The sequence below is a fragment of the Rathayibacter sp. AY1F8 genome, assembly GCF_002932165.1.
In the GTDB taxonomy this organism is placed as follows: Bacteria; Actinomycetota; Actinomycetes; order Actinomycetales; family Microbacteriaceae; genus Rathayibacter.
The window spans coordinates 1-15,365 of record NZ_PSVB01000028.1 but is presented as its reverse complement, the minus strand read 5'-3'; the positions used below and the strand labels follow the sequence as shown (position 1 = coordinate 15,365).

Genomic DNA, 15,365 nt, shown 5'->3' with positions numbered 1-15,365 from the left:
GCGTGGTGGATCGCCGCCCGCACCGTCGCGGACAGCATCCCCACGTTACGCCCTGCGCTCGCGCCTACGGCAGCGGGACGACGGCGCGCTGCGTCTCGCGGACCCACTCCTCGAGCTTGGCCGTGGCGGCCCCGGAGTCGACGGCCTCCGCCGCGCGGTCCATCGACGTCCGCAGGCGCTCCAGGACGGGCGTGCGCACCAGGTCCGGGTCGCGCGCCAGGTCGAACGCCGCGAGGCCTGCGGCCGCGTTCAGAAGGACGATGTCGCGGACGGGGCCGCCGTCTCCCGCGAGCACCGAGCGCACCACGCTCGCGTTGTAGGCGGCGTCGCGGCCGCGCAGGTCGTCGATCCGCGCGCGGGGCAGGCCCAGGTCGCGCGGGTCGAGGTCGTGCTCGACCACGGAGCCGCGCGACACCTCCCAGATGTGGCTGTGACCCGTGGTCGTGAGCTCGTCGAGGCCGTCGTCCCCGCGGAACACCAGAGCCGTCGCCCCGCGCGTCCGGAACACGCCGACGACCAGCGGCACCCGGTCGAGGTGCGCCACCCCGACCGCAGAGGCCTCGGGACGCGCCGGATTGCAGAGCGGGCCGAGGAAGTTGAACACCGTCGGCACGCCCAGCTCGGCGCGCACCGGACCGGCGTGCCGGAAGCCGGGGTGGAAGAGGGACGCGAAGACGAAGGCGATCCCCGTCCGCCGGAAAACCTCGGCCACCCGCTCGGGGGAGAGGGAGAGGTCGACCCCGAGTGCCGCGAGCACGTCGGAGGAGCCGGAGGAGGAGGACGCGGCCTTGTTCCCGTGCTTCACGACGGGCGTGCCGGCGGCGGCCGCGATGATCGACGCGGTGGAGGAGATGTTGACGGTCCCGAAGCGGTCCCCGCCCGTCCCGACGATGTCCAGGGCCATCGGGTCCACGTCCAGCGGCACCGCGTGGTCGAGGATCGCGTCGCGGAAGCCGACGATCTCGTCGACGGTCTCGCCCTTCGCCCGGAGGGCCACCAGCAGTCCGGCGAGCTGCGCCGGAGTCGCCGCGCCCTCCATCACCTGCTCCATGGCCCACGTCGCCTCGGAGACGCTCAGATCGGAGGACTCGAGGAGTGCGCTGAGAACGTGCGGCCAGGACAGGGTTTCCGACATGGCTCCCAGATTATGCGACGAGGATCGCCTCCCGGCTAGTGCGACTTCCCTCCCCTGCCATCGGCCATAATGGTCTGTGTGACGAGCACCTCTCTCTCCCCCACGGCCACCGCGCCCGTAGTGAACCGACCCAACCCGGTCGCGGTCGGAACGATCGTCTGGCTGGGCAGCGAGGTCATGTTCTTCGCGGGCCTCTTCGCGATCTACTTCACCCTGCGCAGCACCTCGCCCGAGCTCTGGGGCGCCGAGACCCAGATCCTCAACGTCCCCTACGCGGGCGTGAACACGGTGATCCTCGTGGCCTCGTCGTTCAGCTGCCAGTTCGGCGTGTTCGCCGCCGAGCGCCTGCAGCCGCGTGCGACGGGCCTCAGCCCGTTCAAGTGGGGCATGGTCGAGTGGTTCTTCCTCACCTACGCCCTGGGCGCGGTCTTCGTCTCCGGCCAGGTGCTCGAGTACGCGACCCTCGTCTCCGAGGGCGTCACGCTCTCCAGCAACGCCTACGGCTCCGCCTTCTACCTGACGACCGGCTTCCACGCCCTGCACGTCACCGGCGGCCTCATCGCGTTCCTCCTCGTCATCGGCCGTGGCTTCGCGGTCAAGAACTTCGGCCACAAGGAGGCGACGAGCGCCATCGTCGTCTCGTACTACTGGCACTTCGTCGACGTCGTCTGGGTCGGCCTGTTCGCCGTCATCTACTTCCTCAAGTGACGCGCCCGCCGATGCCCCACTCCACTCCCGACCCCCGCAGGAAGGACGCCTCGATGGCCTCCCCGAAGACGAAGAGCCGAGCCAAGAAGGGTCGCCGCCACCCGCTCGCCACCCTGGCCCTGATCGCCATCGGCCTCGGGCTCACCGGTGGGACCTACGCCGCGGTCGGCGTCGCGACGTCCGCCTCCGCCGAGACGTCGTCCACCAGCCAGCAGACGATCGACGAGGGCTCGAAGCTCTTCGCCGCGAACTGCGCCACCTGCCACGGCCTCGACGCCGCGGGCACCGACAACGCTCCCTCCCTCATCGGAGTGGGCGCGGCGTCGGTCGACTTCCAGGTCGGCACCGGACGCATGCCGATGCAGATGCACGGCCCCCAGGCGCTCGAGAAGCCGGTGCAGTTCACCGACGAGCAGGTAGGCGAGCTCGCCGCCTATGTCGCGTCGCTGGCCCCCGGCCCCGCGATCCCCGAGGGCGAGGTCCTCGACGGACAGGGCGACGCGGCGAACGGCGCCGAGCTGTTCCGCATCAACTGCGCGATGTGCCACAACGTCGCCGGAGCCGGCGGCGCGCTCACGGAGGGCAAGTTCGCTCCCCCGCTGGGCGGCGTGACCGAGGCGCACATCTACGAGGCGATGGTCACCGGCCCGCAGAACATGCCGGTCTTCAACGACCTGAACATCTCGCCCGAGGACAAGCGCGACATCATCTCGTACCTCAAGTACATCGAGGCCAACCCGTCCCCGGGCGGATTCGCGCTCGGCTCCCTCGGGCCGGTCGCAGAGGGCCTGTTCCTCTGGATCTTCGGCCTCGGCGCGATCGTGGCCCTGACGGTGTGGATCACCGCCCGATCCAACTAGACGACTGCAGCGCCCTGACGGGCGCGACTGACCCACGGCACCGACTGGTGCCGACACGGCGTGAAAAGGAGAACCATGGCAGAGCACGATGAGGGTGGCACGGACCTCGCCACCTCGTCGGCCACCGGGCACGGAACGGCTCCGGCCGGCACCGCGGTCGTGACGCGGGACCGCGTCCAGGACCCGGGCCTCCCGCCGCACCGCCCCCGGATGACCGACCTCGACCCCAAGGTCGAGAAGCGTGCCGAGCGCACGGTGTACACGCTCTTCTACCTCTCCTTCGCGGGCTCGATCTTCGCGGTAGCCGCCTACATGGCGTTCCCGATCACCGAGGACGTCGCGTCGGTCCGGCTGAACACGCTGTTCATCGGCCTGGGCATGTCCCTCGCGCTCCTGGGCATCGGCATCGCCGCCGTCCATTGGGGCAAGCAGCTGATGTCGGACCACGAGGGCATCGACATCCGCCACCCCGTCCGTAGCGCGGAGCCCACCCGCGCCCGTGCGCTCGAGATCTTCGACCAGTCCGACAAGGAGTCCGGCTTCGGCCGCCGCTCCCTCGTCCGGAACAGCCTGATCGCCTCCCTCGTCGTGTTCCCCCTGCCCGCCGTGATCCTGTTCCGGGGCCTCGGCCCGCAGGACCAGAACCCCGTCGCCCTCCTCAAGACCACCCTGTGGGAAGAGGGCACGAGGCTCACCCTGGACCCGTCGGGAGCGCCGATCCTCGCATCGGACGTCACCCTCGGATCCGCCTTCCACGTCATCCCCGAGGGCCTCAACGACGCCGAGGGCAAGCTGGAGGAGAAGGCCAAGGCCGCCGTCCTCCTGATGCGCCTGAAGCCGGAGGACCTCATCGTCAGTGAGGGTCGCGAGACCTGGAACTACGACGGAATCGTCGCCTACTCCAAGATCTGCACGCACGTCGGCTGCCCCGTGGCGCTGTACGAGCAGCAGACCCACCACCTGCTGTGCCCGTGCCACCAGTCGCAATTCGACATCACGCGCGAGGCCGCCGTCATCTTCGGCCCGGCGAAGCGTCCGCTTCCGCAGCTCCCCATCACCGTCGACGCCGAGGGTTACCTGGTCGCCAGAAGCGACTTCACGGAGCCCGTCGGACCGTCCTTCTGGGAGCGATGACTCACATGTCCACCACCACCCCCTCACGCCCCTCCAGCTCCCCCGCGGAGCCCGAGGACGGCGTCATCCTCGGATCCGGCAAGTTCCAGAAGGGGTACGTCGGAGCGGCGTCGAACTACATCGACGAGCGCACGAGCATCTCCGCGGTCGTCAAGGAGTTCGGTCGCAAGATCTTCCCCGACCACTGGTCCTTCCTCCTCGGCGAGGTCGCGCTCTACAGCTTCGTCATCATCCTGCTGTCGGGCACGTTCCTCACCTTCTTCTTTCAGGCCTCGATGGTCGAGACGCACTACGAGGGCAGCTATCTGCCCCTCAAGGGCATCGAGATGTCGGCGGCGATGTCGTCCTCGCTCGACATCTCCTTCGACATCCGCGGCGGCCTGCTGATGCGGCAGATCCACCACTGGGCGGCGCTGTTGTTCGTGGCCTCGATCGGCCTGCACATGCTGCGCATCTTCTTCACCGGTGCGTTCCGCAAGCCCCGCGAGCTCAACTGGGTCATCGGCTTCGTCCTCTTCATCCTCGCGATGGCCGAGGGCTTCACCGGCTACTCGCTCCCCGACGACCTGCTCTCGGGCAACGGCCTCCGCATCATCGACGGCATGGTCAAGGGCATCCCGATCGTCGGCACCTGGATCTCGTTCCTGCTCTTCGGCGGCGAGTTCCCGGGCACCGACATCGTCGGCCGCCTCTACACGCTGCACATCCTGCTGCTGCCGGCGCTGGTGCTCGCGTTCATCGCCCTGCACCTCGTGTTCGTGGTCGTCCACAAGCACACCCAGTTCCCCGGTGCGGGCAAGACCGAGCAGAACGTCGTCGGCTACCCGGTGCTGCCGGTCTACGCCGCGAAGGCCGGTGGATTCTTCTTCATCGTCTTCGGCGTCGTCGTCCTCATCGCCTCGCTGTTCACGATCAACCCGATCTGGAACTACGGCCCGTACGACCCCTCGCCCGTCTCCGCGGGAACCCAGCCCGACTGGTACATCGGCTTCGCCGACGGCGCCCTGCGCCTCGTCCCGCCGGGACTCGAGTGGGCCATCCCGGGCATCGGAACCCTGTCGTTCAACATCCTGATCCCGCTCGTCGGTCTCGGACTGTTCATCGCCGTGGTCATGCTCTACCCGTTCCTCGAGGCGTGGATCACCGGTGACAAGCGCGAGCACCACCTGCTCGACCGCCCGCGCAACGCCGCGACCCGCACCGCGATCGGCGCCGCCGGAGTCAGCTTCTACGCCGTCCTCTGGGCCGCCGCCTCGTCCGACCTCATCGCGACGCACTTCCACCTCACGATGGAGGGCGTGATCCACAGCCTGCAGTTCCTGCTCATCGCGGGTCCGTTCATCGCGTACTTCATCACCAAGCGCATCTGCCTGGCGCTGCAGAAGAAGGACCGCGAGATCGCGCTGCACGGCTTCGAGTCGGGCCGCATCGTCCGCCTCCCCGGCGGCGAGTTCATCGAGGTGCACCAGCAGCTCGACGAGTACGAGCGCTGGAAGCTCGTCGGTCAGGACGAGTACGAGCCCCTGATGATCCGTCCGGACTCGCGTGGCCGCATCACCGCCCCGCAGCGCGTCCGCGCCGGCCTCTCCCGCTGGTTCTTCGAGGACCGGATCACCCCCGTCACCCAGAAGGAGCTCGAGAGCTCGCACAGCGAGCACTGATCCTCCCCCGAAGGGCCCGGACGTTCATTCGTCCGGGCCCTTCGTCGTTCCTGCAGCGGGGCGGCGCCTGTCCTCCGGGGCAGGGGTCGTCGGTGCACCGAGAGCCGGTGAGACCGGATCACAGCGCCTCGACGGCGACAAGCCTGCAGGAACGTGGGGCGATCCTCCGACCTCGAGACCTCCGCTCCTTGAATCACGAGACGCCGTCTCACCGCCGAGCTGGAGACGTCCGCCGCCATCCGATCATGGAGTGAGCCAGCCCCTCTGCGTGCTCGCAGTGTGGTCGTCCGGTGAGGTCCCCGGTCCCCGTACACGTCGAGACGCTCCGGATCGGTTCGAGGGTACCCATTCCCAGCAGGACTATCAGGACTGCCCTCCCCCCCCACTCACGGTCGAACCCTCTGTGATCGGCGACGGCGACGCTCGCCGGTGAGACCGAGGATGCGACCTCCGGACATCGACGACCGTCGCTGCAGCGGCGTCTCAGGCTCCCTGGCGTCGCGCCGACCGGCACACAACCCGCTAGCCGTATCGAGGAGCTCCGAGAGCCGCAGGGGCGCGCGCGGTTCCGCCGGGGTGCGGGCTCCGCTGGGTTCGGAACGGTGTGCAGACGTCCGCAGGGCGGCGCAGGCGCCAGAACAGGCGCAGCAGCCCCACTACAGCCGCAGGCGCAGCAGTATCCGCGATCCGTAGCGCGCCACCGCCGTCGGCACTCCCATAGGCGCACAGGAGAGCCCCCACAGGCGTAGCCCGCTCACCCGCGACCGGAGCAGGAGCCGTCGCAGCGCGGACCCGTAGGGGTGATGACGCCGGCCGACGCTCCTGCTCGGCGCCGCCCGCTGCACTCGCCTGGGAGCTTCCGCGTCGCGGGCCGTCGGGAGGTGCCCAGACGAGTTCCTCCGCGCGAGACGCCTCTGTGTCCCGCCAGCAGGACACCGAGACAGATCCCGCTCAGCTCGTCATCCCTCACTGAGCGGTCCCGGTCCTCACCGGGAGGTCCCGGCTCTCACCGGGAGGCTCGATCCGCCACCGATCGGCGAGTGACGCCCCTGCACGCAGCCGAACGGCCGAGCCGATCGGGTCCCAACCACGCGCGCTTCCTCCTGACTACACGAAAGGGCCGGGTGCACGGAGCCGAAGCCCTCGTGCACCCGGCCCTCGGCCGTGCGATGCGCCCTAGCGGGCGAAGTACCCGCGGTAGTACTCGTACACCCAGCCGGCGATGGCGACCAGGAAGAGCCCGACGGCGATGTAGGTGATCCAGAACCCCACGGCAAGGCCGAGGAATCCGAGGGCCGCGGAACCGCCCAGGATCAGGGGCCACCAGCTCCACGGGCTGAAGAAGCCCAGCTCGGGGTCTCCGTCATCGATGTCCGCATCGAGGCGGTCCTCGGGGAGCTCGGCACCCTGCGCCTTGTGGACGCGGCCGACGTAGAACGCGATGAACGCGCCCAGCACGGCCGAGAGGCCGATGCCGACGGTGCCGACCCACTCCACCTGGCCCGTGTCGAGCAGCGACCACACGATGTACGTGATGTCGGCGAGGAGGAAGAAGCCCGCGAGGAGCCAGAAGAGATTGACGTTGGCGCGCATGGCCCTACTTCACCGTGCCTTCGGACTTGTCGTACGTGGGGGCGTCCGGAGCATCCTTCGCCGGACCGATTCCGACGGGGATGCCGGCCTCGGGATGGTTGAGGTCGAACGCCGGGGCCTCGCTGCGGATCCGCGGGATCGAGGTGAAGTTGTGGCGGGGCGGCGGGCACGAGGTGGCCCACTCGAGCGACCGGGAGAAGCCCCACGGGTCGTTCACCGTCACCTTGGGCGCCTTGCGGGCCGTGATGTACACGTTCAGGAAGAACGGGATCAGCGACACCGCGAGGATCATCGCTCCGACCGTCGACACCTGGTTCATCCAGGTGAAGCCGTCCTCGGGGAGGTAGCTGGCGTAGCGGCGCGGCATGCCGACGACGCCCAGCCAGTGCTGGATGAGGAAGGTGGTGTGGAAGCCGATGAACAGCAGCCAGAAGTGCCATTTGCCCAGCGTCTCGTTCAGCATCTTGCCGGTCCACTTCGGCCACCAGAAGTAGAAGCCCGAGAACATCGCGAAGACGACGGTTCCGAACACGACGTAGTGGAAGTGCGCCACCACGAAGTACGAGTCCGAGACGTGGAAGTCGAGCGGGGGCGACGCGAGGATCACGCCGGTGAGTCCACCGAAGGTGAAGGTGATCAGGAAGCCGATCGCCCAGATCATCGGGGTCTCGAAGGTCACCGATCCGCGCCACATGGTGCCGACCCAGTTGAAGATCTTCACGCCGGTCGGAACCGCGATGAGCATGGTCATCAGCGAGAAGAACGGCAGCAGGACCGATCCGGTGACGTACATGTGGTGCGCCCACACCGTCACGGAGAGGGCGGCGATCGCGATGGTCGCGTAGATCAGCGTCTTGTAGCCGAAGATCGGCTTGCGGCTGAAGACCGGGAAGACCTCGGACACGATGCCGAAGAACGGCAGCGCGATGATGTACACCTCGGGGTGGCCGAAGAACCAGAACAGGTGCTGCCAGAGCAGGACACCGCCGTTGGCCGCATCGTAGATGTGTGCGTCGAACACGCGGTCGGCGCCGAGGGCGAACATCGCGGCGGCGAGCACCGGGAACGCGAGCAGCACGAGGATCGACGTCACCAGGATGTTCCAGGTGAAGATCGGCATGCGGAACATCGTCATGCCGGGAGCGCGCATCGTGATGATCGTCGTGATGAAGTTCACCGCGCCGAGGATCGTGCCGAAGCCCGAGAGCGCGAGGCCGAAGACCCAGAGATTGCCGCCGAGCCCTGGTGAGAACGTCGTGCTCGACAGTGGCGCGTACGCGAACCAGCCGAAGGACGCCGCACCCTGCGGGGTGACGAATCCGGCGACCGCGATGAGCGAGCCGAAGCTGTAGAGCCAGTACGCGAAGGCGTTGAGGCGGGGGAACGCGACGTCGGGGGCGCCGATCTGCAGCGGCATCAGGACGTTGGCGAAGCCGGCGAAGAGCGGCGTCGCGAACATCAGCAGCATGATTGTGCCGTGCATCGTGAACAGCTGGTTGTACTGCTCGCGCGTCTCGACCACGTTCAGGCCGGGCTCGAACAGCTGGGCGCGGATGACGAGTGCCATCACGCCGGCGATGCAGAAGTAGATGAACGACGTGATCAGGTACATGTACCCGATGACCTTGTGGTCGGTCGACGTCATCCAGCGGACGAGGACGTTCGCCTTGCGCTGGACCGGCGGAGTGCCGGCGGTGCGCGTCGGGCGGGGTGCCGTGGCGGTGCTCATGCTCCCTTACTCCTCGTTCTCGCGGGCCGGCGCGCCGGTTCCGGGAAGGTTCGAATTGCGGTTGTACTCGGCTCCGAGCTGGCCGGTCTGGCCCGCGTCGCGCAGCGACTGGATGTAGTCGTCGTACTCGCCCTGCGAGACGACCTTGACGTTGAAGAGCATCGCGGAGTGGTACTCGCCGCAGAGCTCGGCGCACTTGCCGGCGTAGGTCCCCTCCTTGAGCGGCGTGACGTACATGTAGTTCGTCTTGCCGGGGATCATGTCCTTCTTGTAGAGGAAGTCGACGACCCAGAAGGAGTGGATCACGTCGCGCGCGTCGAGCTGGATCTTGATCTTCTGTCCGACGGGCAGGTAGAGCGTAGGGATCTCGGACTCGACGAGCGAGCCGGCGGCGTCCCCGCCCTCCTGGTACTGGCCCTGGATGCCGGCGGAGTAGACGTCCTCGTCGACGTAGTTGAAGTCCCACGCCCACTGCTTGCCGTACACCTGGATGGTCTCGTCCGGGTCGTCGTAGGGCTGCTCGATGGCGGCCTGGTCGCGCGCGGTGAAGGCGAAGAAGCCGATCACGAGGATCAGCGGCACGATCGTGTAGAAGATCTCGATCGGCATGTTGTAGCGCAGCTGGACCGGCAGGCCGGTCTGCCCCTTGCGACGGCGGTAGACGACCACCGCCCAGATGGTGAGACCCCACGTGACGACGCCGACGGCGAGCAGGACGATCCAGGAGGTGACCCAGAGTCCGATGACGCGGTCGACGTGGTTCGTCGTGCCGGGTTCGGTGGGGAGCCAGCCCTGGAGCTGCTCTTGCGTGCAGCCCGCGAGGACGAGGGCGAGGGCTCCTGCGACGGGGGCAGCGACCCATCTGCGGATTCGGCGATTGAAGCGCACCGGTGACCTTTCGGAAGACTGGGGACCAGTTCACACGAAACTGTATTAGACCGGCTCCAGCCTACCCTTCCGCTCCGGCGGCCCGGTGCACGACGACCCGCTCTTGACGTCCCGGTCGAGTGGTGCAGTCATGACGAACGGCGCCCGACGGGCCACCGGAGTGGACTGTCGGACGCCGTTCGGAGGCGCTGCGGCCCGGGGCCGCGCGGCGTCAGTGGAAGCTGTCGCCGCAGGCGCAGCTGCCGCCCGCGTTGGGGTTGTCGATGGTGAAGCCCTGCTTCTGGATGGTGTCCTCGAAGTCGATCGAGGCGCCGTCGAGGTAGGGGACGCTCATCTTGTCGACGACGAGGCCGACGCCCTCGAACTCCACCGCGGCGTCGCCGTCGAGGGTGCGCTCGTCGAAGTAGAGCTGGTAGATGAGGCCGGAGCAGCCGCCGGGCTGCACCGCGACGCGCAGGCGCAGGTCGTCGCGGCCCTCCTGCTCGAGCAGGCTCTTGACCTTGGCGGCGGCGGTCGGGGTCATCGAGACGCCGTGGGCCGCGCTGGGCGGGGTGGCGAGGGGGGTCGCCGTCTGGTCGGTCAGTGTGTCTGACATGTCACTCCTCAGGGGACGGGCGGAACGGTCGTCGTGCCTTCCGGGATTCTACGGCTGCAACCCGGGTGGTCACCCGGGTATTCCACGACCGGTGGTCAGTCGCGGTGAGCGGCGGCGCGGAGCAGGAACAGCGCCTCGGTCTGCGCGGCGCGCTTGAAGACGCCCAGGTGCAGCGACTCGTTGGGGCTGTGCGCGCGCGAGTCGGGGTCCTCGACACCGGTGACGAGGATCTGCGCCTCGGGGAACTCGCGCACGAGGTCGGCGATGAACGGGATGCTCCCGCCGATCCCGGTCTCGAGAGGCTCGCGTCCCCAGGCGTCCGCCATCGCGCCCTTCACCAGGTCCACGGCCCAGCCGGTCGCGTCGACCAGGAACGGACTGCCGGTGTCGACGTCCTCGATCGCGAGGTGGGCGCCGAACGGGGAGTTCGCCCGGAGGTGGCTCTCGATGGCGGCGAACGCCTCCTCCGCGTCCTGGCCGGGGGCGATGCGGGCGCTGATCTTCACGCGCACGGACGGGACGAGGGTGTTGGAGGCGTCGACGACGCTGGGCGCGTCGATCCCGGTGACCGTGACGGCCGGCTTCGACCACAGGCGCGAGAGGATCGCGCCGGTGCCGATCGGCGAGACCCCGTCGAGCAGCCCGGAGTCGCGGCGGAGGTCCTCCTCGGTCGTCTCGGGCACCGCTCCGTCGTGCTCGGTGAGGCCGGCGACGGCGACCGAGCCGTCCTCGTTCCAGAGCGTCGCGAGCAGGCGGACCGCCGCGAGCATCGCGTCCGGGACCGCTCCGCCGAGCATGCCCGAGTGCGAGGCGTGCGCGAGAGTGCTGACGGTGAGGGTGAAGGTGACGTTGCCGCGCAGGCCCACCGTCAGCGCGGGGGTGTCGACGTCCCAGTTGTCGCTGTCGGCGACGATGATCGCATCCGCGCGGAGGGCGTCGTGGTGCTCGCGGAGGAAGGTGGGGAACGAGCGCGACCCGAACTCCTCCTCCCCCTCGATGAAGAGGACGAGCCCGAGGTCGTGGTCCTCGCCCGCGACCTCGCGGAGTGCGCGCACCGCGGCGAGGTGGGACACGACTCCCGCCTTGTCGTCGGCGGCACCGCGCCCGTACAGGCGGTCGCCGCGCACGGTCGGCTCGAACGGAGGCGTCTCCCACGCCGACTCGGCGCCCTGCGGCTGCACGTCGTGGTGGGCGTAGAGGAGGACGGTCGGCGCTCCGTTGCGGGCGGCGCGGGTGGCCAGGACGGCAGGCTGGCCGAGCACGTCGGTGCCGTCGATCGTGGCGCTGTGGATCGCGACGTCGTCGAAGACGCCCGTCTCGCGCGCGAGCTCGGCGATGGCCTCGGCGCTGGCGGCCACGCGGGTGGCGTCGAAGCCGTCCCACGAGACGGACGGGATCCGCACGAGCTGCCCGAGCTGGGCGAGCGAGCGCGGCAGATCGTCGCGGACGGCGGCGAGGACGGCCTCCTCGTCGGAGGAGAGTGCGGGCGGAGTCGGAGCGTCGTGAGCCATGGAGGTAATCTTAAGAGACCCCCGATTCCAAGGACGTTCCCCGTGGCCAAGCACCCGATCGCAACCGACACGCCCGACGACGCCGGCTCGCCCGGCTCCGGGAAGGGCCGGCCGACGCCGACCCGGCGCGAGCAGGAGCTGGCCCGCAAGCGTCCGCTGGTCGTCACCGACCGCAAGCAGGCCGCCCGCGACGCCCGCGAGAAGGCCGCCGTGTCACGCGAGCAGGCCCGCATCGGCCTGGCCGCCGGTGACCAGCGCTACCTGCCGCTGCGCGACAAGGGTCCTCAGCGCAAGTTCGTGCGCGACTGGGTCGACGCACGCTTCAGCCTCGGCGAGTTCCTCATCCCGGTGATGGTCGTCGTCCTGCTGCTGAGCTTCTTCCCGCAGCCGGAGCTGCAGTACGCGACGCTCGTCATCCTCTGGGTGTTCTTCCTCCTCGCGGTGATCGACTGCATCCTCCTCGGCATGCGGATGCGCCGGAAGCTCGCCGAGCGCTACGGCGCCGACAAGGTCGAGAAGGGCATCCGCTGGTACGCCGCGATGCGCGCCCTCCAGCTGCGCGTCATGCGACTGCCGAAGCCCCAGGTCAAGCGCCGCGCCTTCCCCGAGTAGTCGGACGGCGGACCACGAAGGGCCCCTGCGGTCGCGCCTCGCGCGGCTCCGGGGGCCCTTCGTGGTGCACGGCGGGTCAGGAGGCGCGGGCCAGTCCCCGGTTGATGTCCCGAGCCCACAGGGGCCCGCGGTAGATGAAGGCGGTGTAGCCCTGGACGAGGGTGGCGCCCGCGTCGAGGCGCTCGCGCACGTCCTCGGCCGTCTCGACTCCTCCGACGGAGATCACGCAGAAGGCCGCGGGGACGACGCCGCGGATCACGCGGAGCACCTCGAGCGAGCGCGCGGCCAGCGGGGCACCGGAGAGGCCGCCGGCGCCGGCCGCCTCGACCACGGCGCGGTCGGTCGAGAGGCCCTCCCGGGAGAGTGTGGTGTTGGTCGCGATGATCCCGTCCAGACCCAGGCGGACGGCGAGCTCGGCGACCCGGCCGACCTCGTCGTCGGAGAGGTCCGGGGCGATCTTGACCAGCAGGGGCGTCGTGTCGGCGGCGTCCTTGACGGCCGCGAGGAGCGGCTCGAGGCGGTCGATCTCCTGCAGGCCGCGGAGCCCGGGGGTGTTCGGCGAGCTGACGTTCACGACGAGGTAGTCGGCGAGCGGCGCGAGCAGGCGCGTGCTGATCAGGTAGTCCTCGATCGCGTCGTCCACCTCGACCACCCGGCTCTTGCCGATGTTCACGCCGATCACGGGGCGGCGGCGCGCGCTGCGCAGCCGGATCAGCCGTTGCGCCGCGGCCTCGGCGCCGTGATTGTTGAAGCCCATCCTGTTGACGACGGCGCGGTCCGCGATCAGCCGGAAGAGGCGCGGCCGGTCGTTGCCCGGCTGCGCCCGAGCGGTCAGGGTCCCGACCTCGACGTGTCCGAAGCCGAGCGCGCCGAAGCCCAGGACCGCGGTGGCGTCCTTGTCGAAGCCGGCCGCGACGCCGAACGGGGTCTCGAAGCGGAGGCCGAGCGTCTCGACCGCGGGCGTTCCGCGCGGGACGGTGGTCCGGCGCAGGACCGGAGCGAGGGCTCCGAGGGCCCGGATCACCGGGAAGCTCAGGTGGTGCGCCCGCTCCGGGTCGAGGCGGCGCAGGACGGTGCGGAACAGGAGCGGGTACACCCGGGCCTCAGATCTCGTCGGCGCTGTGGGGCACGGAGGTGCGCTCGGCGCGGAGCAGGGTGATCGCAGACTCGAAGTCGTCCAGCGAGTCGAACGCCTGGTAGACGCTCGCGAAGCGGAGGTAGGCGACCTCGTCGAGCTCGCGCAGCGGCGGCAGGATGGCGAGGCCGATGTCGTTCGCGTCGATCTGCGACGCGCCCGTGGAGCGGATGCTCTCCTCCACCCGCTGCGCGAGGACGGCGAGATCGGTGTCGGTGACGGGCCGGCCCTGGCAGGCCTTCCGGACGCCGCTGACGATCTTCTCGCGGCTGAACGGCTCCACGACTCCGCTGCGCTTGATCACGACGAGGCTCGCGGTCTCGGTCGTCGAGAAGCGCCGGCCGCACGACGGGCACTGCCGGCGGCGGCGGATCGAGAGGCCGTCGTCGCTCGTGCGCGAGTCGATCACTCGGGAGTCGGGGTGCCGGCAGAAGGGGCAGAACATCGAGGGCCTCTCGGTCTCAGGCGAAGCGGGCGTCGACGGCGTCGCCGTGGGCGGGCAGCGCCTCGGCGTCGCTGAGAGCGCGGATGTGCGGGGCGACGCGCTCGAGCGCACCGCGGTCGTACGAGATCAGCTGCTGCGGCCGGAGGAAGGTGTAGGCGCCGAGCCCGGAGGAGAAGCGCGCCTGCCCGAGGGTCGGGAGCACGTGGTTGGAGCCGGCGAGGTAGTCGCCCAGGCTCACCGGGGTGGTCGGACCGAGGAAGATCGCGCCGGCGTCGTGGATCCGCTCGGCCGTCGCGACGGGGTCGGCCGTGTGCAGCTCGAGGTGCTCGGGGCCGTAGGCGTCGCTGAACGCGCAGGCGAGCTCGAGGTCGTCGACGATCACGAGCGCGGACTGCGGGCCGTCGAGTGCGATGGCCACGCGCTCCGCGTGGTGGGTGGCAGCGGCCTGGGCGGCGACCTCGCGCTCGACGGCGGCGGCGAGCTCGGCGCTGTCGGTGACCAGGACCGCGGAGGCGGCCTCGTCGTGCTCGGCCTGGCTGACCAGGTCGGCGGCGACAAGGCGCGGGTCGGCGGAGTCGTCGGCGATCACGAGGATCTCGGTCGGGCCCGCCTCGGAGTCGATGCCGACCTGGCCGAGCACCTGGCGCTTCGCGGTGGTGACCCAGACGTTGCCCGGCCCGGTGATGATGCTGACGGGATCCAGCCCGATCGAGTCGACGCCGTAGGCCAGTGCGGCGACGGCTCCGGCGCCCCCGACCGCGTAGACCTCGTCGATGCCGAGCAGAGCGGCCGCCGCGAGGATCGTGGGGTGGACGGAGCCGCCGAACGCCTTCTGCGGCGGCGAGACCAGGGCGATGGAGGCGACTCCGGCGGCCTGCGCGGGCACGGCGTTCATGACGACGCTCGACGGGTAGACCGCCTTGCCGCCGGGGACGTACAGCCCGGCGCGGGCGACGGGCTGCCAGCGCTGGGTGACCGTGGCGCCGTCGTCGAGCTCGGTGGTGCGGGGCGGGGGGATCTGTGCGGCGCTGGCGCGGCGGACGCGCGCGATCGCCTCCTCGAGTGCGCTGCGGATGGCCGGGTCGAGGCGGTCGAGCGCCTCGGCGATCTGCTCGGCGGGCACGCGGAGGTGCGGGGGGCGCACGCCGTCCAGCCGCTCCGCCTGGTCGAGGAGCGCCTCCGCGCCGCGTTCTCGGACGTCGGCGATCAGCTCGGCGACGACGGGCCCGACGGAGGCGGACGTGCCCGGATTGCGGGGCACGAGGGCGAGGAGCTCGGCGGAGGAGGGACGACGGCCGCGGAGGTCGAGAGTCTGGATCATGGCCGCCCCAGTCTACGTGCCGCCCTCCCCCGCTCCCT

General features: G+C 69.9%; 14 protein-coding genes. 5 read left to right on the top strand and 9 right to left on the bottom strand.

Features of this window, described 5'->3' with window-relative positions; translation table 11 throughout:
* Nucleotides 1-64: 64 nt before the first annotated feature.
* Nucleotides 65-1,135 carry an anthranilate phosphoribosyltransferase gene (trpD, locus tag C5C35_RS15165; RefSeq protein WP_104246758.1) on the bottom strand — a complete coding sequence of 357 codons (1,071 nt, stop codon included), beginning with the start codon at nucleotides 1,133-1,135 and terminating at the stop codon, nucleotides 65-67.
* Between the two features lie 69 nt (nucleotides 1,136-1,204).
* On the opposite strand from trpD, the gene C5C35_RS15160 reads away from it, so the two are divergent.
* From C5C35_RS15160 to C5C35_RS15145, 4 genes are all read left to right on the top strand, one after another.
* Nucleotides 1,205-1,843: a heme-copper oxidase subunit III gene (locus C5C35_RS15160; protein WP_104224647.1), complete on the top strand. Its 639-nt coding sequence runs from the start codon at nucleotides 1,205-1,207 to the stop codon at nucleotides 1,841-1,843.
* 53 nt (nucleotides 1,844-1,896) lie between these two features.
* Nucleotides 1,897-2,703, top strand: coding sequence for a c-type cytochrome (locus C5C35_RS15155; RefSeq protein ID WP_104224648.1), 807 nt, complete (start codon nucleotides 1,897-1,899; stop codon nucleotides 2,701-2,703).
* A 75-nt stretch (nucleotides 2,704-2,778) separates the two neighbouring features.
* The gene (locus tag C5C35_RS15150) at nucleotides 2,779-3,837 is read left to right on the top strand and encodes a ubiquinol-cytochrome c reductase iron-sulfur subunit (protein ID WP_104225358.1); all 1,059 of its coding nucleotides are present in this window, start codon (nucleotides 2,779-2,781) and stop codon (nucleotides 3,835-3,837) included.
* Nucleotides 3,838-3,842: 5 nt separating this feature from the next.
* Complete coding sequence (locus tag C5C35_RS15145; RefSeq protein WP_104224650.1) at nucleotides 3,843-5,498, top strand: ubiquinol-cytochrome c reductase cytochrome b subunit; 1,656 nt, start codon at nucleotides 3,843-3,845, stop codon at nucleotides 5,496-5,498.
* Between the two features lie 1,176 nt (nucleotides 5,499-6,674).
* Here the strand turns inward: C5C35_RS15145 and C5C35_RS15140 are convergent.
* The 5 genes from C5C35_RS15140 to C5C35_RS15120 form a co-directional block, all read right to left on the bottom strand.
* Nucleotides 6,675-7,091 (bottom strand): cytochrome c oxidase subunit 4, encoded by a 417-nt coding sequence (locus tag C5C35_RS15140; RefSeq protein WP_104224651.1) that lies wholly within the window; start codon nucleotides 7,089-7,091, stop codon nucleotides 6,675-6,677.
* 4 nt (nucleotides 7,092-7,095) lie between these two features.
* On the bottom strand, nucleotides 7,096-8,820 hold the full coding sequence (gene ctaD / locus C5C35_RS15135) for a cytochrome c oxidase subunit I (protein ID WP_104224652.1): 1,725 nt from the start codon (nucleotides 8,818-8,820) through the stop codon (nucleotides 7,096-7,098).
* A 6-nt stretch (nucleotides 8,821-8,826) separates the two neighbouring features.
* Nucleotides 8,827-9,708 carry a cytochrome c oxidase subunit II gene (gene coxB, locus C5C35_RS15130; protein ID WP_104224653.1) on the bottom strand — a complete coding sequence of 294 codons (882 nt, stop codon included), beginning with the start codon at nucleotides 9,706-9,708 and terminating at the stop codon, nucleotides 8,827-8,829.
* A gap of 211 nt (nucleotides 9,709-9,919) precedes the next feature.
* Nucleotides 9,920-10,303 (bottom strand): iron-sulfur cluster insertion protein ErpA, encoded by a 384-nt coding sequence (gene erpA / locus C5C35_RS15125; protein WP_104224654.1) that lies wholly within the window; start codon nucleotides 10,301-10,303, stop codon nucleotides 9,920-9,922.
* Nucleotides 10,304-10,398: 95 nt separating this feature from the next.
* A complete protein-coding gene (locus tag C5C35_RS15120; protein ID WP_104225360.1) occupies nucleotides 10,399-11,814 on the bottom strand; it encodes a dipeptidase in 1,416 nt (471 codons plus the stop codon).
* 42 nt (nucleotides 11,815-11,856) lie between these two features.
* Between C5C35_RS15120 and C5C35_RS15115 the strand changes: the two genes are divergently transcribed.
* Nucleotides 11,857-12,426, top strand: coding sequence for a DUF3043 domain-containing protein (locus tag C5C35_RS15115; protein ID WP_181027102.1), 570 nt, complete (start codon nucleotides 11,857-11,859; stop codon nucleotides 12,424-12,426).
* A 76-nt stretch (nucleotides 12,427-12,502) separates the two neighbouring features.
* Here the strand turns inward: C5C35_RS15115 and C5C35_RS15110 are convergent, their stop codons facing one another.
* From C5C35_RS15110 to hisD, 3 genes are read right to left on the bottom strand one after another with little or no spacing between them, the layout of a single operon-like run.
* A complete protein-coding gene (locus C5C35_RS15110) occupies nucleotides 12,503-13,522 on the bottom strand; it encodes a quinone-dependent dihydroorotate dehydrogenase (protein ID WP_104224656.1) in 1,020 nt (339 codons plus the stop codon).
* Nucleotides 13,523-13,529: 7 nt separating this feature from the next.
* Nucleotides 13,530-14,006: a transcriptional regulator NrdR gene (gene nrdR, locus C5C35_RS15105; RefSeq protein ID WP_104224657.1), complete on the bottom strand. Its 477-nt coding sequence runs from the start codon at nucleotides 14,004-14,006 to the stop codon at nucleotides 13,530-13,532.
* Between the two features lie 16 nt (nucleotides 14,007-14,022).
* Nucleotides 14,023-15,327, bottom strand: coding sequence for a histidinol dehydrogenase (gene hisD, locus C5C35_RS15100; RefSeq protein ID WP_104246755.1), 1,305 nt, complete (start codon nucleotides 15,325-15,327; stop codon nucleotides 14,023-14,025).
* Nucleotides 15,328-15,365: the final 38 nt, after the last annotated feature.